The organism is Bradyrhizobium sp. CCBAU 11361 (assembly GCF_028128935.1).
Classification (GTDB): Bacteria; Pseudomonadota; Alphaproteobacteria; order Rhizobiales; family Xanthobacteraceae; genus Bradyrhizobium; species Bradyrhizobium niftali.
Genome location: NZ_LBJZ01000162.1, coordinates 1 through 25,351, shown reverse-complemented (window position 1 = coordinate 25,351; position 25,351 = coordinate 1). Strand labels below are relative to the sequence as shown.

Below are 25,351 nucleotides of genomic sequence, written 5' to 3'. Positions count from 1 at the left end.
GCCCAATGCCTCACCTTCAACGCTGCAGCGCCATCATCGCAACCATGCTTTTCTTCGTTGGAGTGAGTGAATGTCGAATCATGTGATCGGCTTCGAGAGCACGCAGACTGGCGCCGCCCCCGAGGGCTGGACCTCGACCCTCACGGGATCGGGCGACCCAAAATGGACGGTCGAAAGCGACGAGACGGCGCCGTCTAGATCGAAGGTGCTCAAGCAATCCGGCCGGGCGACGTACCCGCTGCTGCTGAAGAACGACAGCAGCATCAAGGACGGCTTTGTCGAGATCAAATTCAAGGCCGTCGCGGGATCGCAGGACCGCGCCGCCGGTATCGTCTGGCGGGCAAAGGACGCGAACAACTACTACGTGACCCGGGCCAATGCCCTCGAGGACAACGTCGTTCTCTACAAGACCGTCAACGGCGTCCGAAGCCCGCTCGACATCGTCGGCCGCAAGGGAGGATACGGAACCAATGTCAAGGTTCCGGCCGACACCTGGCACAGCCTGCGTATCGACTTCAGCGGCTCGCGCTTCCGCGTCTCCTTCAATGGCAAACAACTGTTCGAGGTCGAGGATTCAACCTTCGCCGGTGCCGGCAGGATCGGACTGTGGACTAAAGCCGATAGCGTGACGCTGTTCGATCAAATCACCTACGGCGAAGCGCAATAGGCAGGGAGAATGACCGGCGCTTTTAAGCGGACTTTTCAGCGGGAATTCGATCGAGGCGTAATCGATGTCGGTGATCGGTGAGCAGGCGAGCGCCCCCCATCACTGCAGCCAGGGTTCCCAATCCTGTTCCACCGGCGATCAAGAACATGATTAAGAGCTGATATTTAACAGCGTCTACTGGTTCGACGCCCGCGAGGATTTGACCGGTCATCATCCCTGGCAAAGAAACAACGCCGATCGCCGCCATGCTGTTCATGATCGGCATGAATCCGCTTCTCAACGCGTCCCGTACTACAGGCAGCAGGGCTTGGTGTCGAGTACCGCCCAGCGCAAGACAAGCTTCTACCGCGGCTCGTTCGCGCACCAGGCTGTTCGTGAGCACGTCTAGGCCCAGGCTTATTCCGGTCATGGTGTTGCCCAGCATCATGCCCAGCAAAGGTAGCGCATAGCGCGGATGATACCAGGGATCGGGGCGTAGCTCCGTCAGGAGCGCGAACATTGTGACGGTACCGGCGGCGAGCAGCGTGCATCCGGTGCCCAGACCGTACTTCCAAACGCCCGGAAGGCGCCGCTTCTGCCGCGCGACGATCTCCCGCGAGGCGAAGAGGACCATGATCAGGGCGGCGAGAGCGGTCCAGAGCGGCGACACTGCGGCAAACAGGAAGGTCAGCACGTATCCGACGAGGACGAGCTGGACCACCATGCGCACGGTCGCAATGGCCAGTTGCTTCTCAAGCTTGAGGCGGAGAACAAGCGAGAAGACGCCGTCCATGACGACAAGGAGCGCGGGTAGGACCAGATCGCCATACGAAAGCTGGATGTAGGTCACGGCTGGCTTTCCTCGATGCCGCCGTCGGGCCTCATCGCAAAAATCCTTGACCCGATGCGGCGGGCTTGAGCGTTGTCGTGGGTGCTCCAAACGACGCTCGTTCCATCCGCAATGCGTTCGGCTATCAAGGATTCCACGGCCGTGGCGGATGCGGAGTCGAGCGCCGAGGTTGGCTCGTCCAGCAGAAGCACGCGCGATCGCAGCATGAGCGCCCGCACAAGCCCCAATCGCTGTCTCTCGCCGGTCGAAAGTCTTTGAATCGGCCAAGGTCCGCAGTTGTCCGGTAGCCCCAAGCGTGTGACCAGAGGTAGAGCATCGTCCCAGACCGCGAAGTGTTCCTGCACGATGTCGGACCACCAGCCGGGCTCGGCGGCGAGGTAGGTCACTCGCTTTCGCCAGGCGGGGGCGGGCATCGCTTCCCTCAGCGTTCCGTCCAGCTTGACCGTTCCCTCGTTGGGATCGAGATCCGCGATGGAGCGAAGCAACAAGGTCTTCCCGACCCCGGAAGGCCCTTGCAGGGCGACGCATTCGCCGTCCTGCAAGTCGAATGACACGGAGATGTGCAGGCGCTTGAGCCCGTTGACCGTCAGCATGGCGTCAAAGCTTGCGCCGCAACCGGTCGGCAACTCGCCTCGCGATCTCCGCCGGCGCCTCGCTTGGGTAAGGATGCACCGAGCTAACGTTGATCTCACCGAGCACGTAGCTGTCGCTCCCATCAGCCTGGACGGGGCCAAGCATAAAATCTGCGTCCCAGATCATGGGCAGGTCGTCTCGCCCAATATCCAGCAACGAGATTAGCTGGGGCGTCCACTCGTCCTCCATCAACCGACGCAGCCGCTGGAAGCGCGGGTCCGCGTTGGACGAATAGAGCCGTGGGCCAGCCTCGGAACGCGCGGCCGGCGAGTCGACCAAAGCTTTGACTTTGTGGTGGCCGAAGCCCGCGCAGCGATCGCCGGCCATGTAGCAGCGGACCACGCCCTCGTTCAGGCGAGGCTGGAACGCCTGGTCGGTCACGCTGCCGTTCTCGAAATACTCCACGCAGCGACGGAGAAAGTCATCCAGCGTCAGTTCCTCGGGCGTGTCCTTAGTCGCGTCCAGGACCTTGATCATAGAGGATGTCGGCAGCTTCTCGACCTTCCAGACGCCTTGGCCGCCGTTGCCCCGGTTGCGTTTGATCACGCGCGGACCGGCAGCGAGCCGGATCGGCAGCTCGGCGCGCATCGCCGCAACGGCTTGATACAGCGCCGTGTCTGATCCCCAACCCATCGAGCGGGTGCGATAAAGAACCTCCTTGGTGCCCATCTTGAGAATGACGTCTGGATGAGCGCTCACCCACACGCCCTGCGCGGCGACGTCGCGCAGCAGCGCATCGAGACCGGCGCGATTTCGGCCGTCTTGAACCGGGTTGACCCAGACGAGCACGCCGTCCACTGCGAGAAGTTGTTCGCGGACGGCGTCAGCGAGGCTTTCGTCGTAGATCGCGGGGCGCCCTTCGACGCCGACGGCGGCAAGTGCTTCGAAGACGTCGACGAAGCGGCCGTTTTTCGAGGTGGCATCTCGACGTGCGACGGCGTCTCCTCGCGAAAGGATGGCGACTGTACGTCGAGGAGAGGGTTGTCGTTCGGTATCCATGCGCAAGCTCCACGTGTTGCGTGCTGCGCAGAACTTGGACCGAAGTCTCGCCGGGAGTCTGCTTGATCCCGCCCGGGGCAGTCTACGTGAACTCCTTCGGACGTTTCAAGATCGTAGCAATAGAGCTACCAACCTCATACCAGGCCCCCGGTCCATCGGGACTCGAAGCCATTCCAATGAGGAACCTTGACTGGCTCAACAACGCTTGTCGCCCCCGTCGAACGTGGGGGCTTTGAAAGATACCGACCGACCATAACGAGGCAGGGAAGTTCCGGAGCCTAAGCCTTCGCGTCTGGAGGAAGCCGTCAAGATCATCGAAGAGTATGCGAGCGATCTCCGGAAAATCATCAAGAAGCTCAGTCGGCGGTTCCATTGAAGCTCAACGTGGCGCCAAAGCGTCGGCTTAGTTCCTAACTTCGGATGAAATCTCCGTGACGTCCGTCTGATGATTTCTTGGAATCCTTCGCCATACCCAGGTTGACAGCCGCTCCATCCGGGCTTCTATTCGCGCTACGGGGATGTGCGATCTCCCCGAGAGGCGCCATGCCCAAGAATCGCGTCCTGATCTACCAAGGGCGCAGCATGTCAGCATCGTACACCTCCATTTCACCCGACAAACTGTCGATTGATAGGCACGGCGGTCGATGTGCGCATCGACGAGGGCTTTTCGGCCGACCCGCGCCTGATTCCTGGCACCGTGCGGCGCTCGCATCTCGACGTCTAGGATTGGGCGTCCCGCCTAATGGGCCAAGTCCGTCGTCGTGGTCTGCCACAAGGGCAAGAAGCTCAGCGAAGGCGCCCCGGCCTGGCTGCGGTGCGGCAAGGTCGCTGCCGAGATCCTCGAAGGTGCGAATGTTCGACGACGACCTCGAGCAGTTGAACGTCGGTTTCCTGCTCTACGACGCGTTCTACCGATGGTGCCGCGACGGGACCAAGGAGGCTCACAACTGGCCGATCAACAAGGTCAGGTGAGGCCGGAGGCAGGACGACTTCTGGGGCGGGGACAACCGGGAGATGAGACATGCGAAAATCGACGATTCATCGGGCAGCGCTCTTCGTTGCGCTTGCGGCAGGGCTCTCCCCCGCCCACGCCCTGGCGCCGTTGACCCAAGAAGAGCTGGTCGCCAAGATCCAGGCTGCCGGCTACTCGCAGGTGAAAGACGTCAAGTCCACGGCCGAAGGAACCACCGCCAAGGCAGTGAAGGACGGCAAGCCGGTGACGCTCATCATCGACAGCAGCGGCCAGATCAAAGAACGTTACTGACGTGGAGGAGCACGATGAAACGCACAGTCTGGCCCCTGGCCGTGATCGGCATCGCTCTCGCCTACCTGCCCTTCGTCTACATGGCACGCGCGCAAGCTATCGATTGGCAAAAGGTCGACGAGACCCTCGGCAGGAAGGCAGCGGTCTCCGACGACGTACATCGCTACGGCTTCCCGCGCAGCGACCTATCGGTGAGCTTGGACGGCGTGACGATCAAGCCGTCGCTGGCACTGGGCGGCTGGGTCGCGTTTAAGCCCGGACACGGCGGCGCGATGGTCATGGGCGACCTTGTTCTGCTCGAGACCGAGATCAATCCGGTGATGGCGAAGATGATCGCGAACGGCCTCGAGATTACCGCCGTGCACAACCATCTGCTGCGGGCGAGTCCGGCGACGTTCTACATGCACGTCGCCGGCCACGGCGACCCCGTCAAGCTGTCCTCGGCGATCCACGATGCGTTGGCCGAGAGCAAGACGCCGTTGACCGTCGGGGCGCCGGCGAGCCCGCCGCCGGCCGTCGATCTCGACACGGCGAAGCTCGACCAGATCATCGGCGTCAAAGGCCAGGCAAACGGCGGCGTCTACCAGTTCAACGTGAAGCGGCGGGACCCGATCACGCAAGAGGGCATGCCATTGACTCCCGTCGGTCCTATGGGTGTGGCGATCGGCATCAATTTCCAGCCCACCGGCGGCGGGAGGGCCGCCATCACGGGCGACTTCGTGTTGACCGGCGACGAGGTCAACCCGGTCATTTTGGCGCTGCGGGCGCACGGCATCGAGGTGACCGCGCTGCACAGTCACATGCTCGATGAGCAGCCGAGGTTGTTCTTCATGCATTTCTGGGCGAACGACGACGCCGTGAAGCTTGCCGAGGGTCTGCGCGCGGCCCTCGACAAGACTGCCAGCACGAAGGGTTAAGCCAAAGATCGACCGAAGGAGCCGCCTGTTTCTTTACGAAAGCAGGCCGTTGCCGTTCGATCCGAACTCGATCAGCGGCATCTCGGAAACAAGGTGGAGGGCGGAGGATCGGGATGGGTGATCCTTCCTCCTCGCCGCGCGACCGGCGGCTCATCAACCAGTGGGCAGCCGATCATACGACGACGCTCGCGGAAGGCCGCCCGGTGCTTCTTGAGCGACTGCTCCCAAACCGACGACCGAGCCCCGCTCGTCGCGGTGAGGCGCCGCCTACTTGAGCCGCCTCGCCCCGGCAGAACGGAATTGGGATTGCAGTCTCGACTTCAGATTCCCGATCAGCTCCAGAGCTTCAGAGAGCATTCGGCGAGACGTCCGCCATGCCGCGGAGGACTCCAGATAATCCATCATTCGTCGCCAATATCCGTACCCCCAAGCGAAGAGAGGGATCGACAGTAGTTTCTTCTTGTTCAGATGAAAAAGTCTTTCGACGACGGTCAACTTCAGGACTTCCGCGGCAATGAAGACGATCGCTCCCGGGAGAAAATGGCCCGTACCGAGCAGATAGGCACTGAGGGGCTTGGCTGGCTCCAATATGACGACGGGCACCGCAAATAGGGCGAAGGACTGATAGGGCCCCAACGACGTTACCCAACGCCGAACCCGTTCCAGCAGCCTCTTTTTGCTGAGCCAAGCGGCGATCGGTCCCGTGACGGCCGAGAACAGCGCATCGACGGTGAAATAGACGGTAGCGATACCGAAGATTGGTATAGTCCAGAAGCGCGCCATTTGATCCTCCGACCTGAGAAGGCAAGGCGCACGAAGCCAAGACGTTCCGCGAGGAGTCCTGCCGGGGGCGCCTACCGGCGAGAGGCAAGGGTTGGACCCGGAGATTTTGCCTGATCGGCGGGGTCGCTCTGCAGCGTCGTTCGCCGTTCGGCGACGGCATGATCGAACAGTTCAAGAACCAGTCCGAATGCGGTCAGGTCATCTTGTTCGATCGCTCCATCATCGTAGCACTTCAGGGTTTCACCGATAATCGCGTCGACTTCCTGTTGCGATGTTAGAATGTCCTGTTCCGACCCGGCATTGCGAAGCTCCGAGACCACGGCGAGAATCCGGTTGCGATGGCTGGTGGTGTCGTCCCGGTCGTCCCGATTCAGATAGCGACGCAGCCAGGCGGCGGCCGAACCGATCCCGGAAAGAAGAAGCAAGGCAAACCAGAAGTAGTCGCTGTACTTGTCCAGAAAGGTCCGCTCGGTCCCGTTTGACCGCCGCGGCGCCCCGATGCACGGAGGGCTCCGCCTCCTTCTCCGTCTCGGGCTTCGTGATGTGCGCGGCGCCGGCGGCACGTTGCGCGATCGAGTCGCGAACAGCGAAAAGTTGCCGGTAGAAGGCCGCCGCCTTTGCTTCTGAAAGTTCTTTTCTGGCAAGGATGAGATGGTTGACGCTGATGGTGTCGACCTTGTCCTCGGGCCAGGCCGGTTTCGCGTTGAAGACACTGCCCGGAATTTCCTCGGCTTCGTAGCGGGCGTTCTTCAGAGCGATCGCCTCGGATGCTTCGACCGGAAGGAACTTCGGAGCTCCGCGCGATCGCGAAGTCGCCGCGATCGCGGCGGCAGTGATCTTGCTGTCGAGCGGGCCGACGGCGAGATAGGCGTCGAGGGTGGCGTCTTGCGCAAGTTTTTCGATATCTTCGGTCCCGAATTGGACCGTCGCTACCTTGTCCGGCTCGACTCCGGAGCCCACCAGAATCGTCCGCAGGAGTGCAAGGTTAGCTCCGGTCCGTCCTATAATGCCGACTTTGCGACCCGCCAGATCGGCGATTTCTCCGATTCTGCCGGTGGCCTTTTTGGAGTTTTTGCCCGGTCTCCCGGAGGGCGACCAAAGTACGACGTAGTTCTTCCGCAGGACGGCCAGTGTCTGCGCGTCGGCAGGCATGCCAAGGTCGCCGCGACCGATTGCCAGGTCGGCTTTGCCGACGCCCAGCAAAGCCAAGGATTCGGCCGCTCCTTCCGTCGTGATGGGCGAAAGCTTGACCATCCTGCTTTCCTCTTCGAAAGCCTCGGCCATCGCTTGGACCACCTGATGATCGTCGCTGCCTGAGGGTCCGACGGCGATCCGGAGGGTCTCGGGCTGCAAGACGTAGAAGAGGGCGGCCGCTGCGGCACCGAAAACAACAAATCCCAAAGCCAGAACGATCAATAGCCTTCGTTGGCGTCGATCGTGAGCATTCCTGACTGAGTAATCGGACGGTGACATCAGCAGAACCTACGCGAACAAAACGCTGCTTGGGAGCTCCAGGTTCGCCGCTGGGAACTTGGGCGAACCAGCGTCCGACCGGAATGTTCCGTACGCGCGACAACGAGGTCACGAAGGGCCGGGATTCGACTGCGAAAGAATCCCTCTTCGCGCGCCGATGGCGAGCCGGCCTTCGGCGATGAGCACGTCAAGAGGGGAGGACGAGGGCCGCTAGACTGTCGGCGGCCCGAGAATAGGCTTTTGCCCGGCAGCGATTCCCCTCGCCTTCAGAACCCATAAGCAATCTTACCAAGCTGGCGCCGGACGTGGGCCGCGGCCGTATGCCGTCGCCACGCAGAGATACCGCTGCTCCGACTAGTCGAACTGTGTCGCCGCGACGGGTCGGAAGACCCATTCACGCCACACCGTCAACAGGGCCGCCATGACGACCGGCCCGAGGAATAGGCCGATGAGTCCGAAGGCTGCCAGGCCGCCGAAGATGCCGACGAAAGCGAACAGAAAGGGCAAGCGAGCCGAACCACCTACCAGCACGGGCCATACAAAATGATCACCGGCGAGCATGATCACCGCTCCCCAGCAGAAGACGCCCGCCGCCGCGGCCTCGTTTCCGTTCGATATCAAGGTCAGCGCCGCCGCAGAAAATGCCGCCCAGGCACCGAAAGGGAGCATCGCGAAAGCGGTGGTGAATATGGTGAACATGACGGCGTTCGGCACGCCCGCAACGAGATAACGACGCCAATCAACAGCCCTTCGCCGACCGCGACCACGACGGTGCCGTTCACCGTGCCGCGGATGGAATCGACAATTTTCTCGACCACGCCTTCGCCGGGATGGCCAAGGATTCTTTCGCTCGTTTCCAGGAATCGGCTCGCGACGGATCGGCCGTTGCTGAGCAGGACGAAGAGCGCGACCAGGGAAAAGAGCAGCATGAACATGCGATGCAGCAACTGGCCTCCCAAACTATTGAAGAGATCCGACGCGTTATCGGCGCTGATCGCTTTCAACCAGCCGGTCGCCGCCTGCGGATCCGAAAGGTTGGCGCGCCACCACTGCTGCGCGATCTCCGCCGCAATCGGCAGGCGGGCGATCCAATCCGGCACCTCGATGCCGCTCTCGCGGGCCTTCTTTAGCCAAGCCGCGATCTCCCCGCTCTGCTGTGCGACCTGATAGATCGCAAGAGCCATCGGCGTGAACAGGATGACGGCAACGAAGCAGGTGAATGCGAACGCGCTCCAGCCGGACGGGCCCGACATCACGCGATTTGCGAATGCTACGTACAGGGGCCACAGAGCAATGGCCAGTATGGTTGCCCATATCAACGCGGAGAGGAAGCCCGCCGGGTCCAAAGGGAGAGTGCGACGATCGCCAGAGCGAACACGACGCGCGCATTCTTGCGTGCGTCCGATCCAAGCGGCAACGGCTTATGCCCCGGTTTCGCCCGGGCCTTCTCCTTGGAATCCACCGATCCGGATTCGTCCGGCTTCTTTCGACTCACGCTCGGATTTGCTCGTCCCACGTTTCCCTACATCACTGGTTGCGCCGAGAAGCGGAAAGCGCCTCGCCGGAATCGGATTACCTGGGTCGGTAGATGGCGTGGAAGCGGAGGGTTGCAGAGTGCGCCAATGCGTCGAGGCACCCCTCCAGATCGGAGAGCGAGCCTCAAAGTCCGGCTCGCTCTCTGTGACGAACCAACTGACTATTTCTTTTCCGGCACCCAGGTCGTGCTGGCTCGATCGTACTTGAAACCAGGGGCGCCCTTCAGGCCGTCCTTGGTTTCGTCGAGGGTCAGCCACCACTTGTCGTTCTTTTTGGCGGTCTTGACCGCGGTGAACGGCACGATGACATCCTTCTCGCCGGCGCCGAGAAATCCGCCAACCCCAATCACCAGTCCGGTGATCTTGCCCGCCTTGTCGACCAGGACGTCGTCGATATCGCCGATTTTGCTCTCCTTAGGGTCGTAAACGGCCTGCTTGTAGTAGTTCGTCACCGTCCAACTTTCGGTCGGCGCCGCGGTCAGCACAGCGGTCGCGGCGACTGCACTGGTTGCCATCGTTGCAGCCAGCAGACATCCGATTGCGAGACCTTTCTTCATACCCGAACTCCTCGATCCATAATGATCCGATCCAACGGGATAAAGTGGCAAATGTTCCGACGATGGAACGTCGCCGTTCGTTGCGCCGTTGAAGTAGGCCGGGAGCTGCTGATGAGCCTCAGACAACGGATCGAAAATCTCGGACCCTACCAATCGCTGCTTTTGTTGGCGGTGCCGACGGCGACGGGTAGAGCCATTGAAACTGGTCGCAGTCGCGGTTGCCGGCGAAAGTCACTGGATCGCGGGCACGGTCATGATCGCGGCGTGCTATCTGCTCAGCCTCGTTCTGGTCGAACGGCTCTTCGTCATAGTCAAGCCGAAGCTGCTGACCATTCCGTGGTTCGCGACGCTTTGGGCGACGGTCCTCGCTGTGCGCGCATGGATCGCCTCGTCGTTCCGACGGCTTCGTGAAGGGACGAGTTGAGTCGCGGCTTCGTCAGCTCAGGTCGATCTCGACCGCAATCCGGACGAGGTCCGAGTGGCTCTTGGCGCCCAGCTTGGTCTTGAGCGCCGAGGTGATGTTTGCGACCGTCTTGTAGGAGATCCCGAGTTCGGCTGCGACTTCCGATATCCGGTCGCCCCGCCCCAACAGCCGCAATATTTCGAGCTCGCGTGCGCTCATCTGGGTCAAGGGGCTGGCCTTGATCGCCGCGCCCGCGAAGGTCGTCGCTTCGGCGAGGCGTGGCGAGACGAAGCGCTCACCCGCCGCGACCTTCCGGATCGCCTTTGCCAGGATCCTGGGATCATCGCTCTTTGACACGTATCCTTGGATGCCCATTTCGACGGCGCGCGCCACGAAGGCCGGATCGTCGCTCACGCTAAGCATAACAATCCGTGCGGCCGGGTCGTCCTTGCGGATCCGGCGCGTCAGTTCGAAACCCGTCAGGTCGGGGAGCCTGACGTCCACAACGGTCACGTCGGGGTGCTTGTGAAGGTAAGCGCGATGGCCCGCCTTCGCATCCGAGGCCTCGTCGATCTCGACGGAGGGGTCGGATGCGAACAGGGCGCGGCACCCCGATACGACCACAGGATGGTCGTCGACGATCAGCACCCGCATGATCGATTTTCCTTACTCTTCACCTGAGTTTCCTCGATTTGTACGACAGGAACGTCGCGTGGGCGTACATGGTTCGAAATCGACCGATAAAAGGACGGCGCCAGATCGAAGCGACACCGTCTTGCAAGCTCCGAATTTCTTCCTTCCGGGAGCGACCGTCGTGGCGGAGTCGAGCTTTCGCGCGATAACGGACGCACGAACGAGCGTTGCTATCTTCCGTCTCGAGCCAGCAGATCGAAAGATCCTAAAGGGGAGCAGAACCGGCGGTTCATGCAGCGTTCAACGCGCCCGGCCTAAGCAAACCGCGCCACCGGGGACAAGTGCGCGAGGTGGAACATGTCTGGTTCGGGTGAGTTCGATTCCATCGGGATCGTAATCGATTGGCTTGATGCCATGCCGCCAGCGACGCCTGGCGGATCTTTTGGAACTCTACGCCGATCGGGCGACGCTCGATTGCTGCGACGGCGGACGTTTCGTTGGCCGAAGCGGCCTGCTTCGCTATTGGCCCGGCAAGCTGCAGGCCGCGACGCCCTCGGCCTTCGAGCTCCACGAGGTGCTTCCCGAGGGTGATTGCGTCATCCTGGACTACGGGAATTACGACGGCACCAGCGTGCGGACAAAATTCTGGTTCGACGATGTCGGACGGATCAGCAGGACGCGCTGCATGCCCCTTGGCGGCCTTGGCTCCAGGGCAGCGTAGCTGCCGAGACGTCTAGGACGCAGGCTACGGAGGAGAGGTCGCCGATTTCGGCGAGCCTCTCCACCGTCACGGCTGCGATCAGTGCATGTGACCGATGAGGTAGATGCCGCCGCCGACGAAAAGGACGGCCGGCACGGCCCACAGAATGAGGACGGGCATGTTCGTCTCCTTCAATTGCTGTGGTTAGTTGGAGGAGCAGACCTTGATGGTCTTCATCCCGGCTTCGGCTTCCGTGCGGGTCTTGCGCCAGCGCCTGAACGGTAGCGAGGCTGTTCTTGATCCGATGCTCGAGTTCCCGGACAAGAAGAGACAGTCGCTGCTCGGTCGCGGACCGTCTCGCGAGCTCGTCGCCGCTGGCGACCACCGCGGTCTACCCGCCCCCCTTGCGACCTACAGTGAAGTCGTGTCGGCAAATCACGTCGAGAACGTCCCGAGGTCAGCAACCGTCAAAGCAGTGCTACACATCGAGGTTGCGCCGCGCAGCGGCCGCGAAGCGAACGTCTTCGGCGCAATAAGCCGATCAATCTCGCCCCGTTTCCAGCCGATCCGGGCCGCAACCTTGTTCGACTTTGCGCGTTCGCTTGGACGAAACCTGGAGGGGCCCATGTCAGCCAAGCTGCGATTCTTTCTTGCCGGCGCGGCAACGGCCATCGCCATCATCGCCGTTGGTTTCGGAGGCGGCGCGCTGTTCGCAAGTTCGGCATCGAAGCAGGTACGACCGGCCCGCATCGAACATCAGGCGACCGCGCCCACGCCCGCAGTGCGCGTCGCTCTTCCCGCAACATCCGAGCCCGTCGCTCCAACGCCGGTCCTCGCGGTCGACCTCTCTCAGGAGAAGGCGCAGCAGACGCAGCTTCCGCCGCAGGCTCAATCGGAAGCGCAGACGGAGGAACGTCCGAAGACAAGGCGGGAGTTGCGCGAGGAGCGCCGGAAACTGCGAGTGGAGCGCCGCGCGGAGGGGCGGGAGAGGCGACATCATCGCAAGGCTTCTCAGCAGCAGGAAGCGAGCCGGAATGGCGAGATCCCGCCTCAGTAGGGACGTCGCCCGCAACCGCGGCCGACAGCTCCAAGGGTTCCCTCCTGATAAATGCCACTTTTTCCCGATCTCAGGAACGATTGTCCGGACGTGCGGTTGGTGTGCGCTTTTTTTGTTGGAGACACACCATGATCAAACGCCAGTTGATGACCACGACCGCAGCCATTCTGATTTCGACCGCAGCTTTCGCGCAGAACAATTCGAAGGACGTCCCGAGCGCGAGCCCCTCGGCGCAGCAGACCGAAAAATCCACGTCGACACCACCGACATCCAATCCCTCGACCACGACGTCGACGCAGTCGCAGGCCTCGCCTCCGTCCGCCTCGACCCAGACCCCGTCCGCGTCGACGACTACTCAGGCGCAGCAAAACACCGCCACCGACAGCAGCCGCACCAATCAGAACTCGACGGGCACGAACGGCGTCAGCACCAACACGTCGACGGGCGCTCAGCAGCCGGCTACGGCCAGCCAGACCCAGTCCGGCCAGCCGACGGCCAACCAGCAGCAGTCGACCAATCCGGCGCCGTCCACAGGCACAAACCAGGCCCAACAGACGCCGGCCCCGGGCAATTCGTCGAACCCCTCCGCGCAGCGGCAGGACACCCAGCAGAATGCGGCCGGGCGAACCGGGTCGGATCGGACCAATGTTTCGATCCAACTCAACGACACGCAGCGGACCCGCGTCAGCGAATCCGTGTCGCACCTGAACGTGCAGCCTCTCACCAACGTCAATTTCTCGGTGTCGGTGGGTACGGCCATTCCGCGCGACGTGCGCCTTCAGCCACTTCCCGCCGACGTCATCGAAATCGTTCCGCAGTACAGGGGCTACAACTTCGTCCTGGTCCGCGACGAGATCGTGATCGTCGATCCCTCGAGCTATCAGATCGTCGCCACCATGCCCTACTCGGGACGATCGACGGCGGCCGCGCCGGCACCACGCGAGCAGCGCAAGGTGACCTTCAGCGACCGCGATCGTGAGACCGTACGCAAGCACGTGCGGGCGGCGCCGGCCGAACGGCGGACGACGACGACGGGAAGCACGGTGCGGACTGAGATCCGCAGAGGCGAACGCGTGCCCGACAGCGTCGAGATCGAAGCCTTCCCGGAAGAGGTCTATCGCGATGCCCCGACGCTGCGCGAGTACCGCTACATCCACCGCGATAACCGCACCTATATCGTCGAGCCGCAGGAGCGGCGCGTCATCGAAGAAATCGACTAACGACAACCGATAGGAGGAGAGAACGATGAAGACCATTCTGTTCGCAGCCGCCGCCGTGGCATCGCTCGCGACTGCTGCTTCGGCCGCGCCGCTCAACCCCGGCGGGCTGGCCACCGTGGAGAAGGCAAACGTAGAACAGGTCCGCCTGGTCTGCGACGAATACGGCCGTTGCTTCCGGACGCGCGGTCCCCGCTACGTCCAGCGCTACTACGACGACGACGCCTACGTCGCGCGCCGCAGCTACGGCTACTACGGTGGACCGGGCTACTACGACCGCGGCTACGGCTACTCCAGCGGGCCGAGCATCGGCTTCAGCTTCGGCACCCGCGGCTGGTAATAAACGAGACCTCGACGGAGGGGCTGCCGCTCGGGCGGCTCCTCTCGTTTTATCCTACATCGAGGCGCTTAGTAACTTCACACCTTCCACCGCCAAAGCCTCAGCGCTCCGGCCGTCCCGGCCGATCGCTCTTAGCCGGACCGCGTTAGTGCCGCGTGGCGCACATCGTCATCCTTCGCCGCCGGGTTGATCATCGTATAGGCTTCCCGCGCACGGGCTGTCGCGGCGCTGCTTCGGCGAGCATCGGCATCGCTACTGGTCTGAGCGAAAATTGCCACTGTTTCCCGGATTGTCAAACGGACTTTGCCCGCGAGGGCACCGCATGGAAGGAACGATTGCCGAAATTTCCCGTTGTGACGTGGAGTTCGAAGTCGGGCTCGATCAGCGGGGGGTCATGCCGGTCGTCAGATATTTCGTTTTCGTCGGCAGCGTGCTTTTCGGTCTGCTCTTGGCAGCCGACCGATATCTGCCCGCGCCCGCCGGGCGCTCGTCCGCGATCGACGTAGACCGAAGCATCATCCGGATCCGCTCAGCGCGAAACCTCCCTGAAAAGATCGTCTTCGACACGGCGAGCGCGCTCGTGGCGACGGCTTCCGGTCCGGCCGAGGTCGAGCAGCGTGAAGATCCGCGGCACGCACTCGCGATGATGCCGCGAGATAGTCAGGCCGTGAAACCTGCGACGACCCCAATGGGTCGCGTCGCCGAGCGCCGCGCTTCCCGTCTGCATCGTGCGTTCCGAAAGCCGGCTGAACCAAGGGTGGCGATGGATCGTCACGAATTATTCGGCGGATGGTAGTCCGAAGCAAAGCTCGATCATGCAGGCATGCCCGGCCCCGCATCCCGAAGTCGAACCGGGACGACCGCAAACTGCATCAGGATCGCGCTCAGCCGGGGCGGGGCGGCGAACCTAGACCGGCCAATGGCTCGCCGAAGACATTTTTGGATGCGTCTTCAAAACGTCGCAGCTGTCGCCGTCAGGCGTTTCGGTCAATCGGGAAAAGTAGAAACTTTCGTGATCAATCCGAGTTGGCGTCGAACGATGTTTCGATGCCCGGGCCGAGGAGTTGACGGGGCGTTGGCATAGCCTATTTCGTGCGACTTGCAGGCGAGGAATGCTGAGGCGGATACACACGCTTGTGCGTCAGATAGCCAACGAGACCGCACGTTCGGGTTGGACGTTGCTTGCTGTGTGTTTGCGGCCTCCGCAGCTGTCGTGTCGGGGCTGCGCGCGCTCTTCGGCTGATAAGGACGGCAATTGCGCAGCATTCCCCATTTCAGCCATTCTGCCGGCCAAATCGTGGTCTTCCGCACGGAACTCCAGGGAACAGCGGCAGTTGCTCCCTCGCTTCGAAACCGGAGGAGCAAACGTGAATCGCCGACAACTTCTTCGTGGATCAGTAGCTGTTTCAGCTGCAGCTGTACTGCCGCGGGCAGCGGACGCTCAGTCCGGAACCGCCCTCACGTTCAGCCCGTCCTATGTGCGCGAGCTTGCTCGTGCGCTTGCGACCAAGCCATTCGCGGCTCCGGACGAGAAGCTGCCGGATGCACTGAAAAATCTCGACTACGACCAATACCGGTCTATTCGCTTCGCGCCCGAAAAGGCGCTGTGGCGCGCAGAAAAGCTGCCATTCGAAGTTCAATTTTTCCACCGCGGCTTCTTTTACAAGAACAGGGTCGACATCTTTCAGGTGGTGGACAGGAGCGTCACACCGGTCTCGTACCGGCGCGATGACTTTTCCTTCGGCGAGGGCCTCGGACAATGGCCGGATAAGGACCTTGGATTCGCCGGCTTCCGCGTGCACGCCCCGATCAACAAACCGGATTATTACGACGAACTTTGCGTATTCCTCGGCGCAAGCTACTTCCGGGCCGTTGCGAAAGGACAGACCTATGGTCTGTCGGCGCGGGGGCTCGCGATCGATACCGGCGAAAGCAAAGGCGAAGAGTTCCCGGTGTTCAAGGCCTTCTGGCTGGAGAAGCCGGCGCCGAATGCCTCCTCGATGGTGGTCCACGCGCTGCTCGACAGCAAGAGCGCGGCCGCAAGCTACCGTTTCACCATTCGGCCTGGCCAAACCACGGTTTTCGACGTCGAGATGGCGCTCTATCCGCGGGTCGACCTCGAGCACGCCGGGCTCGCGCCGATGACCAGCATGTTCTTCTTCGGTCCGAACGATCGAAAGGATTTCGACGATTTCCGCCCCGCCGTCCACGATTCGGATGGACTTTCGATCTTCAACGGCAGAGGTGAACAACTCTGGCGACCGCTCAACAATCCGCACGATCTGCAGGTCAGCAGCTTTGCCGACGTCAATCCGGGCGGCTTCGGCCTCATGCAGCGGGAAAGGAATTATCTCGCTTATCAGGATCTGGAATCCAGTTTCGAAACGCGCCCGAGCCTCTGGTTCGAACCGATCGGCGATTGGGGCGAAGGGGCGGTCAAGCTGTTCGAGATTCCGACCAAGGAGGAAGTCCACGACAATATCGCCGCACTCTGGCAGCCGAAGCAGCCCCTGACGGCAAAGAGCGAACACATCTTTACCTATCGATTGCACTGGGGCACGGACGCGCCGAAAGCCGACGCGCTCGCACGATTTACCAGAACGGGAATCGGCAGCCGGGGAGACGACAGCAAGCTGTTCGTCCTGGAACTGATGGGCGACCACCTCAAAGGCGTTGATCCCAAAGCCATCAAAGGGGTGGTGACCGCTGAAAAAGCCGACATCAGCAACATCGTCACGCAACCAAATCCCGTGACCGGCGGATGGCGTCTGAGCTTCCAATGTTCGGTCAAGGGGCAGGCGTCCATCGAGCTACGTGCCTTCCTGGCGCAGAATGATGCGCCGGTCTCGGAAGTATGGATCTATCGATGGACGCCCTGAAGCAGTCGCAGGCGCCGCTGCGAAGCGCCCCCACCCGCCCGTTCTTGCCGCAAGAAAGCCAGCTCTCGATGCTGCCGTGTCGGCTGGGCCGCGCGGCTGAAGTCAGGCAATCGTCGGTCCATCGCGGGGCCACTTTGATCGTTCGCCGTCTCTTCATCTTCGTCGGGACGGCCTTGCTGACGCTTGCGGGCGGCTACGGCATGTACGACGTGGTGAAAGTCGGCGGTGTGACATTTCTCGAGGCGCTGCTGCTTGGTCTGTTCCTCGTGCTGCTCGCCTGGGTCGCATTCTCGTTCATGTCCGCCCTCGCCGGATTTTTCGTGCTGCTGACGCGCCGGCAGCCCAATCTGCCGATCGACACGACAGGCCCGCTGCCTCACGTCACCTCGCGCACCGCGATGCTGTTGCCGACCTATAACGAGGATCCGCATCATGTCATGGCGCGGCTGCGCGCGATGTACGAATCCATCGACGCGACCGGATATGGCGAACAATTCGACTGGTTCTTGCTGAGCGATACGACCGACCCGGACATCTGGATCAGCGAAGAGATGGCCTTCATCGAGCTACGCCGCGCCTGCGGTGGAGATCAGCTGTACTACCGGCACCGCTCCGACAATACCGCGCGGAAGTCCGGCAACATCGCCGACTGGGTCACCAGGTTTGGCGCGGCCTATGATCACATGATCGTCCTCGATGCGGACAGCCTGATGGAGGGTGATACGATCGTTCGCCTCGTGCACGCAATGGAACGCACCCCCTCTTGCGCGCTGATCCAGACGCAGCCCGTCATCGTCAACGCGCGTACCCTGTTCAGCAGGCTGCAGCAATTTGCTGGGCGTGTGTATGGCCCCCTCATCACGGCGGGCAATGCCTGGTGGCACGATGGCGACGGCAACTATTGGGGCCACAACGCCATCATCCGGCTCAAGGCCTTCGCCGCGGAGGCCGGACTGCCCGAACTCCGCGGTCGCAAACCTTTCGGAGGACACATCCTCAGCCATGATTTTGTCGAGGCCGCGTTGATGCGTCGCGCCGGCTGGGCGATCTATATGGCCCCGGCCGTTCGCGGCAGCTTCGAAGAAGTCCCGCCGTCGCTGCTCGACTTTGCGGGGAGAGACCGCCGCTGGTGTCAGGGTAACCTTCAACATCTCGCGGTGCTGCCCGCGCGCGGGCTGCACTGGGTCTCGAGGCTGCATCTGCTCACCGGCATCGGCTCCTACGTGACCGCGCCGCTCTGGCTTCTGTTCCTGTTGCTCGGTCTGCTCATTTCACTGCAGGCACACTTCATCCGGCCGGAATACTTTCCGAAGGGCTTCAGTCTGTTTCCCACCTGGCCGCAACAGGACCCGGTGCTCGCGGCCTGGGTCTTTGCCGCGACCATGGGGCTTCTGATCCTGCCGAAGCTGCTGGCCTATCTGGTTCTGATCAGCAATCGTGACGAGCGGCGCGGATTTGCAGGAAGCTTTCGCGCCCTGGCGGGAGTCGTGTGCGAGACGTTCGTAGCGGCATTGCTTGCTCCCTGCATGATGATCCTCCAGACCAAGGCCGTCATGGAAATTCTCGCTGGCCGAGACGCAGGTTGGCAAGTGCAGCGCCGAGGCGATGGACAGCTCGCCCGCGGCGAAGTCTATCGAAAGCTCGCCGGGCCGACACTCTGCGGTCTCGTCCTATCGGTCTGCGCTTATTCCGTCTCTTTGCCTCTGCTTCTCTGGATGTCGCCGGTCGTGCTGGGGCTCCTGCTTTCGATCCCTTTGGGCATTATGACTTCATTGCAATTGAGCGCGCCAGGAGTATTTGCCACGCCGGAGATCAACGAGCCGCCTGCCGTTGTGCTCCGCGCGAACGAGCTCGCCGCAGCTGAGCCCACCGAAATGGCCGGGGCTCTACGCCAGCTTAGCCGGGATCCGGAATTGCTGGCCGAGCATTTGGGCTCGCAATCACCTGCAAGCTCTCGCCGGTTTGGGCCCGTCGACGTGCCCCTTGCAACCGCAACCGCCAAGGTCGCGCGATGTGAAAGTTTGGACGATGTCCTCGCTTGGTTCGACAAGCTGGAAATGCGCGCGGTCCTTGAGAATCCGACGCTGTTGAGAAGAATCCTTGAGCTTCCTGCCGGTGGCCGAGATTAGGATGAGCGCCGCCGCGCTTGGCCCAACCCGCGCCGCGTGCGCCAGGATGGTCGCGATGGTCTTGAAGCCCTCGGCGTCGCCAGTCGAACGGACTGCAACGGACACTATAGTTAGTAGAGCGCCATGACGCTGCGGCGAGCCTATCAATGAGTTCAGCCTGGCCGGACAGAATCCTCGACCTCGCAGTTTCCAGATCGGGCCATTCAGCGCGGTCCATCTCCGGAAAGGACTGGCGCCGACCGCTCCTGAGCGGCCACTCGATCTCGAGGTGTTGCTCGATAGCGTTGTCGCATCGAAGTCTACCTCACCGTAAAAGGCGATTACGCGCTTGCCCCGCGCTGCTGGACCCCTCCCAGACCTTCTAGCGAGCCGATCGTGGTTGCGGGGCCGAGCTCTTCGGCAAATTCGCGATGGGCCCTCTCTTCGGCCGAACCGTCGATCTCTCCTTTCGGTATCGACCAAGCGCCCTCGTCCATGTTGCGCCAGAATGGACCGCCAGGGTGAACCAGCAGCACCTCGAAGCCGCGCGGTCCACGGCGATAGCCCAATATACCGCGCTCACATTGGCTCTTGCGGGAGTTCGCTGGACACGCCCACGCTTTCTCTTCCACCAAATGAAGCCGCAGGCAGGTAAGACCTCTAAGCCCGAACCCACACCCTTTCAAGAGCGATCGAGCGAGCCGCCGATGCAATCAGCGAGATACCGCGCCGTTCGACTTCGAGGTTCGGCTGCAACCTGCTCCGGCGTACCTACCGCAACAATCTTGCCGCCCTCGTCGCCGGCCCCCGGGCCGATGTCGATGATCCAGTCACTGGCCGCGGCGACAGACATGTCGTGTTCGACGACGACGACGGTGTTTCCAGCCTCAACGAGCCCGCCAAGTTGCTTCATCAGCTTCGCCACGTCCGACGGATGCAGCCCTGTCGTCGGCTCGTCCAGAACATAGATCGTACCCCCTCGCTGAGCCCGCTGTAGTTCGGTGGCAAGCTTGACACGCTGCGCCTCCCCTCCCGACAGCTCCGTGGCAGACTGGCCAAGCCGGATATAGCCCAAGCCGACCTCGCTGAGGACACCCAGCGATCGCCGCAACGACTCGTCGGCGGAGAAGAACTCAAACGCTCCGTCGACGGTCATTCTAAGCACGTCGGCGATCGAATTGCCGCGAATCTTGATCTCCAGCGTCTTGGCGTTGTAGCGAGCGCCCTTGCAGGTCGGGCAAGGCGCATAAACGCTGGGAAGGAAGAGCAACTCGACACAGACGAAGCCCTCACCTTGGCAGGTTTCGCATCGCCCTTTCGCGACGTTGAACGAAAACCTGCCGGCATCGTAGTGCCTGAGGCGCGCCTGCTTCGTGGATGCAAAGAGCTTGCGGACGTGGTCCAGCAGGCCTGTGTAGGTTGCAAGGTTCGACCGGGGCGTGCGCCCGATCGGCTTCTGATCGACAACGACGAGACGCTTGATCTGGTCGAACCCTTCGGTGATCTCCCCACCCAGGGTCTCAATCGGGGCTTCGAGACCGTCGTCATCGTCGATGACGTCCACGCGCTGGCCCAGGCCGTCGCTGATCGTGTCCACCAGGAACTGGCTTATGAGACTGGATTTTCCCGATCCTGATATTCCAGTGACGCATGTGAACACGCCAAGGGGAATGTCCACGTCGACGCTATCAAGATTGTTACGGGCCACTCCCCGCAATTTCAACCAATTGGCTGCTGAACGCGTTTTTCTGATGCGCTTCTCGGCCTCACCAAACAAATATAATCGCGTTCGCGACGCCTTCACGTCGGCGAGGCCCGACAGCGGTCCGCTGTACAGGATCTGGCCGCCGTGCTCTCCGGCGCCCGGCCCGACGTCGACAATCCAGTCCGCTCGCCTGACAACGTCAAGCTCGTGTTCGACGACGAACAGCGAATTGCCGGCAGCCTTGAGACGGTCCAACGCGCGCAGCAGCGCCTCGGTATCCGCCGGATGCAGACCAGCCGAAGGCTCGTCCAGTACGTACACGACACCGAACAGATTTGATCGAACCTGCGTCGCCAGGCGCAGCCTTTGCAATTCGCCCGGGGACAGCGTCGGTGTGCTACGTTCCGACGTCAGATAACCGAGCCCGAGATCGAGCAATACGTCAAGGCGCGCGAGCATGTCCTCGACGATCCGCCGGACCACCAAAACCTTTTCGGGATGGTCGCCGGAGGCGGCGCCCCCACTGAGCGCATGCGATCGCAGAAGTTCGTTAAAGCCTTTGAGCGGCAATCGCGAGATGTCAGCAATGTCCATCCCGGCGAAGGTGACCGACAGAGCCTCCGGCTTCAACCGCTTACCCTTGCAGACAGGGCAGTCCGAGCTCGAAAGAAACCGCGATACCCGTCGCTTCATCATTGCGCTCTGCGTCGTGGCGAAGGTCTGCAGGACATATTTTCGGGCTCCCGTGAAGGTGCCTTGGTAGCTCGGCTCCTCCTTGCGCTTCAGAGCCCGCTTCGTCTCGGCTGCGGTGTATCCGGCGTAGACCGGCACGGTCGGCTGTTCATCAGTGAACAAGATCCAGTCACGATCCCGCTTCGGAAGCTCGCGCCATGGCCGGTCCACGTCGTAGCCAAGGGTCACCAGGATGTCCCGGAGGTTCTGGCCCTGCCAGGCGGTCGGCCATGCCGCCACGGCCCGTTCCCGGATGGTGAGGGAGTCGTCGGGCACAAGCGTGCGTTCGCTGACCTCATGGATCCGGCCGATGCCATGGCAGGTGGGACAGGCGCCCTCGGGCGTGTTCGGCGAGAACGACTCCGCATAAAGCAAGGGCTGCTTGCGCGGATAGTCGCCGGCGCGCGAGTAGAGCATACGCAGCAGATTGGACAACGTGGTCACACTGCCGACGGACGACCTCGTGGTCGGCGAGCCGCGCTGCTGCTGCAATGCCACCGCGGGTGGTAACCCCTCTACTGAATCCACCTCGGGCACTGCCATCTGGTGAAAAAGCCGTCGGGCATACGGGGAGACTGACTCGAGGTAGCGACGCTGGGCCTCTGCATACAGCGTCCCGAAAGCCAAGGACGACTTTCCGGATCCGGAGACGCCGGTAAACACCACGAGCGCATTGCGAGGAATCTCGACCGAGACGTCCTTGAGGTTATGCTCTCGAGCTCCGCGAACGCGAACAAGGCCGCCATCTGCGATGTCTCGTCTGCCTACGGAGCTGACCAGCTTGTTCATGCGACCTCCCTAGGCGCTCGCGAAAGCCGCGGCAGCTCCGACATGGGAAAGTCCCTACGAAACAGCCTGTTCCTTGCCCGTCGGTTGATTCATTTGGCTCTTTGGTCGTTCTGGAACGGGTTGCGTGGTCCCGGGCTCTGAAACATCGCCACAGCTACGATAGCTCCAGAGCATTTCCCAATGCGGCCCCAGCCGCCGTATTGTCGAAGATGCACCACGTCTCGGCTCCCCAAAGGCGAGCGCTTTCGAGACGCCGCCCCAGTGAGAAAAGGGCCTGGCGGTCGTAGTCGGAATAGTACATGCGGGGGGACCCATGCCAACGGAAATAGGCCAGACCGCGCCAACCACCAGGCTCTCCGGAGCCCGGCACCCTAGCGGGATCCGCTGCCACCCGCGCGATGCGTCGTTCAATCAATCTGCTTTCGACTTCCTCAGTGAACCAAGTGGCATTCCGCGGCTCGATCGCGACCATGGCATCGCTGCATCCATTGACCAAGTCGAAGAAGCTGTCGAATGTCTTCGCGTCGAATGCGAGCTTCGGCGGCAGCTGAATGAGCCACGTCCCGAGTTTCGATCCCAAGCCCGCAGTTTCAGCCGCAAAGATTTTCAGGATTTCATCGCAGCCGACCAGGCCCCGATCGTGAGTGATTTCTTCCGGGAGCTTCACAGAGAACCTGAACTCTTCAGGCAGCGAACTCGCCCAGCGCTCGTATGTGCTTGGTTTGTGCCTTCTTCGGAACGAGGAATTGATCTCGACGGCGTTTAGACGTCGCGCATAGCGTTCGAGATTACTTCCTGGTGCTGGAAGTCCGTCGGCATAGCGTTTATCGATGCTCCACCCGGCCGTACCGATCCGCAGCGCGGGCGCTGCTTTGGCCCGACCTCGCCCACCACTCCCTGGCACGGCTACGGCGCTCATGATGAGCGCCGCGACATGATGCCTCCCATCGTCGATAGCCCGAGCAGTGTACGATAGGCGACCAAGGTGCTCCATGTCTGACAGACCATTCCTGAGCTATTCGTACCTGTCGAAGATACCTCGTCCCTCAGACGCATGCTCGGCAAGCCTTTCCCACTCCTCAGCGAGCCGAAGCCAGGCGTTCTTGTCCACTTCGCTTCCGGCCCGTGCCGCCAGGTGACGACATTCCTCCGCCTTGCTCGTGAATCGGTCGGCTTTCGATGATGACACCACGTTTCCCTCCATCCGATAATGGAGAGCGGGCACGTGTCGTTCCTGATGATGGCCACGTGCCTGGATGGCCGCTCGGAGCTCGCGCCCAAGAATGCCGTCCCGGAGTGCCAGGCCTGACTTAGGAACAGCCGGTTTGCCGTATGCTTGGTTAGGGACATATGGCCAATCGGCTCAACATCTGGGCCCGGAGTTCTAAAATGCTTTTCTGGTATCCCGCCCTGACGCTGATGATGGACGCCATGCAGGTCATCGACATGCGCCTGAAGCTTATCGCGGCCGGGAAAGGCACATCTGAAGAGATGTTCCTGATGGTGAACGAAAAGGTCAACGCGATGGCGGAAGCCCGCAACATTCTCATTCAAGGCGGGCATTCGGGTCACGTGATTGACAACTATCGCAAGATCGTGGCGGCCAATGTCGTGCGGCTATCTGCCTAGGCTAGGCACGTTAAGCGATCGGAGTCGCGGAGCGCTCAAAATTCCTCAACAACGATGACAGCCGACGCTCGCGGCAGCGGGCCGGTCCAGTCTCTTGCCTCGACCGCCGCACGTTCCGTCAACGTCCGAGAGCCGCAATCGACAGTTCTTATTCGCGGTCGATTGCTCGCACCCCCCTCCTCTTGCGAGGGCCGGGCAAGCAGGCAGTGGAAGCGACCGTAAAGAAACCAAGCGCCGGGGATAACGCAAGTCGACCAGGAACCGGTGGGTCCCAAGACGCTTGCTTTGTCAGACGTAGGAGGACGGCATGGACGCCAGCGAAACCGCAGCGATGACGAAAGCGTCCGGGCTGACGGCCTTCGTGTTGGGACTGTGGTTCGCCCGTCGGCGTTGAGATGACGTTGCGACCGGTGGGTTAAGGTTCCCTTTTTCTCGGGAGCACGCACGGGGCCGCTTCGGCTCGGAGAGGATCGCAGCGCCACCGTCCAAGCCCCAGACTCTGTGCCGGCCTTTTGCCGCGCGCGCGTGGCGACTTCCGAGTCCGCCGCCCTGAGGAAAACCGGATCTCGGGATTCAGGAATTTCCCCAGCGAGGCACGAATGGGAGGTTCCGGTGCTGCGAACCGTGCAACCAGCGACCATCGGCTGCCCGAGCGGAACGACGATCCCCCATGCGACTTGATTCTCCGAACGTCGCCAAATCGGAGAACGATCATGAGAACAATCTTGGCCATCACCTGCCTGTCCGTGCTCGCGCTGGCTTCACCGGCGGAAGCCAAAGGATGTATCAAGGGCGCCATCGTTGGCGGCGTCGCTGGCCACATGGCGGGCCATGGCAAACTTGGCGCTGCGGCGGGATGCGCGGTCGGACATCACGAAGCCAATAAGCAAAACCCGAATAATTCGAACGCCCAGGCTCCATCGGGGCAGAAGTAGCGCGGGGCACCTCTGGGCCGCGCCATGAAGATCAGATCGCACTCCGAGAGCCACCTCGTCGAGCTTGAGGATGGCTCGCGCTGGCGAATTTCCCCGGCGATCTCGATCTGGCGCTGAACTCGAAGCCCGAGACGGAAATCGTCGTCATGCCGGCCGACGATGATCTGAGTTCTCATATGCTGGTCGGCGGAGACGCAAAGGTCCGCGTGATCGCGGGGGCGAAAGCTGGCCGGTGCGTGAGGTCAAGTCGGCGTTGAAGGAAGGGTAGGACCGGGCTCCGCCAATTCAGCGGAACGAGATCCGGAGCGATCGAGACGCGAGGCCGTCGTCGGATCCGAATGCGGAATCCGCCGCGCGTCGAGCCGTCGACGATGCCAAGCGCGCGCTGGGCGACCGTGGACCTTATGTTGGAACGACGGCGCTCCAGACCTCAACCGGCGCATGGGTGAAGAACACACGCTACGCCGAGTGGTACGTGTCGCTCGATAGTTCTAGAACCTATCTCAAAATTGTCGAAACAGGATCAGCAGGCAAGCGAGCTGGACGAAGCCGAGGAAGTTTTGCGGA

General features: G+C 61.9%; 23 protein-coding genes and 4 pseudogenes. 15 read left to right on the top strand and 12 right to left on the bottom strand.

Annotated elements, in window-relative coordinates; genetic code table 11:
* Nucleotides 1-82 precede the first annotated feature (82 nt).
* Entirely contained in the window at nt 83-667 is a 585-nt protein-coding gene (locus XI08_RS15690) for a family 16 glycoside hydrolase (protein WP_271575069.1), read from the top strand.
* A 22-nt stretch (nt 668-689) separates the two neighbouring features.
* Here the strand turns inward: XI08_RS15690 and XI08_RS15685 are convergent, their stop codons facing one another.
* Genes XI08_RS15685 through XI08_RS15675 form a run of 3 tightly spaced genes read right to left on the bottom strand, consistent with a single transcriptional unit; the run spans nt 690 to nt 3,128 of the window.
* On the bottom strand, nt 690-1,496 hold the full coding sequence (locus XI08_RS15685) for an ABC transporter permease (RefSeq protein WP_271575068.1): 807 nt from the start codon (nt 1,494-1,496) through the stop codon (nt 690-692).
* The gene (locus XI08_RS15680) at nt 1,493-2,089 is read right to left on the bottom strand and encodes an ABC transporter ATP-binding protein (RefSeq protein WP_028150843.1); all 597 of its coding nucleotides are present in this window, start codon (nt 2,087-2,089) and stop codon (nt 1,493-1,495) included. The genes XI08_RS15685 and XI08_RS15680 overlap by 4 nt, the downstream gene beginning before the upstream one ends.
* Before the next feature lie 4 nt (nt 2,090-2,093).
* A complete protein-coding gene (locus tag XI08_RS15675; protein ID WP_271575067.1) occupies nt 2,094-3,128 on the bottom strand; it encodes a Cj0069 family protein in 1,035 nt (344 codons plus the stop codon).
* A gap of 765 nt (nt 3,129-3,893) precedes the next feature.
* On the opposite strand from XI08_RS15675, the pseudogene XI08_RS46310 reads away from it, so the two are divergent.
* The 4 genes and pseudogenes from XI08_RS46310 to XI08_RS15655 form a co-directional block, all read left to right on the top strand.
* Nucleotides 3,894-4,100, top strand: a pseudogene (locus XI08_RS46310) (sulfurtransferase); the annotation flags it as partial.
* 49 nt (nt 4,101-4,149) lie between these two features.
* A complete protein-coding gene (locus XI08_RS15665) occupies nt 4,150-4,392 on the top strand; it encodes a hypothetical protein (RefSeq protein WP_271575066.1) in 243 nt (80 codons plus the stop codon).
* Nucleotides 4,393-4,406: 14 nt separating this feature from the next.
* Nucleotides 4,407-5,309 carry a DUF1259 domain-containing protein gene (locus tag XI08_RS15660; RefSeq protein ID WP_271575065.1) on the top strand — a complete coding sequence of 301 codons (903 nt, stop codon included), beginning with the start codon at nt 4,407-4,409 and terminating at the stop codon, nt 5,307-5,309.
* A gap of 90 nt (nt 5,310-5,399) precedes the next feature.
* Nucleotides 5,400-5,521: pseudogene (locus tag XI08_RS15655) on the top strand (superoxide dismutase); the annotation flags it as partial.
* Nucleotides 5,522-5,576: 55 nt separating this feature from the next.
* Here XI08_RS15655 and XI08_RS15650 read toward each other — a convergent pair.
* The 4 genes and pseudogenes from XI08_RS15650 to XI08_RS15635 form a co-directional block, all read right to left on the bottom strand.
* The gene (locus XI08_RS15650) at nt 5,577-6,092 is read right to left on the bottom strand and encodes a hypothetical protein (RefSeq protein ID WP_271575064.1); all 516 of its coding nucleotides are present in this window, start codon (nt 6,090-6,092) and stop codon (nt 5,577-5,579) included.
* A 71-nt stretch (nt 6,093-6,163) separates the two neighbouring features.
* A pseudogene (locus tag XI08_RS15645) lies at nt 6,164-7,565 on the bottom strand (TAXI family TRAP transporter solute-binding subunit).
* 354 nt (nt 7,566-7,919) lie between these two features.
* Nucleotides 7,920-8,884: pseudogene (locus tag XI08_RS15640) on the bottom strand (AI-2E family transporter).
* 377 nt (nt 8,885-9,261) lie between these two features.
* Nucleotides 9,262-9,657: a PRC-barrel domain-containing protein gene (locus XI08_RS15635; protein ID WP_028150850.1), complete on the bottom strand. Its 396-nt coding sequence runs from the start codon at nt 9,655-9,657 to the stop codon at nt 9,262-9,264.
* 196 nt (nt 9,658-9,853) lie between these two features.
* Here XI08_RS15635 and XI08_RS15630 point away from each other — a divergent pair, with 196 nt between their 5' ends.
* The gene (locus tag XI08_RS15630; RefSeq protein ID WP_271575063.1) at nt 9,854-10,081 is read left to right on the top strand and encodes a hypothetical protein; all 228 of its coding nucleotides are present in this window, start codon (nt 9,854-9,856) and stop codon (nt 10,079-10,081) included.
* Nucleotides 10,082-10,093: 12 nt separating this feature from the next.
* Here the strand turns inward: XI08_RS15630 and XI08_RS15625 are convergent, their stop codons facing one another.
* Nucleotides 10,094-10,714, bottom strand: a complete 621-nt coding sequence (locus tag XI08_RS15625; protein ID WP_271575062.1) for a response regulator transcription factor — start codon at nt 10,712-10,714, stop codon at nt 10,094-10,096.
* 388 nt (nt 10,715-11,102) lie between these two features.
* Between XI08_RS15625 and XI08_RS15620 the strand changes: the two genes are divergently transcribed.
* The gene (locus XI08_RS15620) at nt 11,103-11,414 is read left to right on the top strand and encodes a nuclear transport factor 2 family protein (protein WP_442869826.1); all 312 of its coding nucleotides are present in this window, start codon (nt 11,103-11,105) and stop codon (nt 11,412-11,414) included.
* Here XI08_RS15620 and XI08_RS15615 read toward each other — a convergent pair.
* The gene (locus XI08_RS15615) at nt 11,362-11,694 is read right to left on the bottom strand and encodes a hypothetical protein (protein WP_271575086.1); all 333 of its coding nucleotides are present in this window, start codon (nt 11,692-11,694) and stop codon (nt 11,362-11,364) included. The two genes, XI08_RS15620 and XI08_RS15615, sit on opposite strands and share 53 nt — an antisense overlap.
* Between XI08_RS15615 and XI08_RS15610 the strand changes: the two genes are divergently transcribed.
* The 6 genes from XI08_RS15610 to mdoH all read left to right on the top strand — a co-directional run bounded on the left by XI08_RS15610 (nt 11,617) and on the right by mdoH (nt 19,015).
* Nucleotides 11,617-12,450, top strand: a complete 834-nt coding sequence (locus XI08_RS15610; RefSeq protein WP_271575088.1) for a hypothetical protein — start codon at nt 11,617-11,619, stop codon at nt 12,448-12,450. The genes XI08_RS15615 and XI08_RS15610 overlap by 78 nt on opposite strands.
* A gap of 128 nt (nt 12,451-12,578) precedes the next feature.
* A complete protein-coding gene (locus tag XI08_RS15605; RefSeq protein ID WP_271575061.1) occupies nt 12,579-13,670 on the top strand; it encodes a DUF1236 domain-containing protein in 1,092 nt (363 codons plus the stop codon).
* Between the two features lie 25 nt (nt 13,671-13,695).
* A complete protein-coding gene (locus XI08_RS15600; protein ID WP_271575060.1) occupies nt 13,696-14,007 on the top strand; it encodes a hypothetical protein in 312 nt (103 codons plus the stop codon).
* Between the two features lie 322 nt (nt 14,008-14,329).
* The gene (locus XI08_RS15595; RefSeq protein WP_211387266.1) at nt 14,330-14,803 is read left to right on the top strand and encodes a hypothetical protein; all 474 of its coding nucleotides are present in this window, start codon (nt 14,330-14,332) and stop codon (nt 14,801-14,803) included.
* A gap of 571 nt (nt 14,804-15,374) precedes the next feature.
* Entirely contained in the window at nt 15,375-16,886 is a 1,512-nt protein-coding gene (locus XI08_RS15590) for a glucan biosynthesis protein G (protein ID WP_028150858.1), read from the top strand.
* A complete protein-coding gene (gene mdoH / locus XI08_RS15585; protein ID WP_271575059.1) occupies nt 16,874-19,015 on the top strand; it encodes a glucans biosynthesis glucosyltransferase MdoH in 2,142 nt (713 codons plus the stop codon). The genes XI08_RS15590 and mdoH overlap by 13 nt, the downstream gene beginning before the upstream one ends.
* 320 nt (nt 19,016-19,335) lie before the next feature.
* Here the strand turns inward: mdoH and XI08_RS46305 are convergent, their stop codons facing one another.
* The 3 genes from XI08_RS46305 to XI08_RS15570 form a co-directional block, all read right to left on the bottom strand.
* A complete protein-coding gene (locus tag XI08_RS46305; protein ID WP_442869827.1) occupies nt 19,336-19,491 on the bottom strand; it encodes a hypothetical protein in 156 nt (51 codons plus the stop codon).
* Nucleotides 19,492-19,676: 185 nt separating this feature from the next.
* Nucleotides 19,677-22,220: an excinuclease ABC subunit UvrA gene (gene uvrA / locus XI08_RS15575; protein ID WP_271575058.1), complete on the bottom strand. Its 2,544-nt coding sequence runs from the start codon at nt 22,218-22,220 to the stop codon at nt 19,677-19,679.
* A gap of 154 nt (nt 22,221-22,374) precedes the next feature.
* Complete coding sequence (locus XI08_RS15570; RefSeq protein ID WP_271575057.1) at nt 22,375-23,139, bottom strand: DUF72 domain-containing protein; 765 nt, start codon at nt 23,137-23,139, stop codon at nt 22,375-22,377.
* A 470-nt stretch (nt 23,140-23,609) separates the two neighbouring features.
* Here XI08_RS15570 and XI08_RS15565 point away from each other — a divergent pair, with 470 nt between their 5' ends.
* The gene (locus tag XI08_RS15565; RefSeq protein ID WP_164935701.1) at nt 23,610-23,849 is read left to right on the top strand and encodes a hypothetical protein; all 240 of its coding nucleotides are present in this window, start codon (nt 23,610-23,612) and stop codon (nt 23,847-23,849) included.
* 713 nt (nt 23,850-24,562) lie between these two features.
* Nucleotides 24,563-24,784 carry a hypothetical protein gene (locus XI08_RS15560; protein ID WP_080677640.1) on the top strand — a complete coding sequence of 74 codons (222 nt, stop codon included), beginning with the start codon at nt 24,563-24,565 and terminating at the stop codon, nt 24,782-24,784.
* Nucleotides 24,785-25,351: the final 567 nt, after the last annotated feature.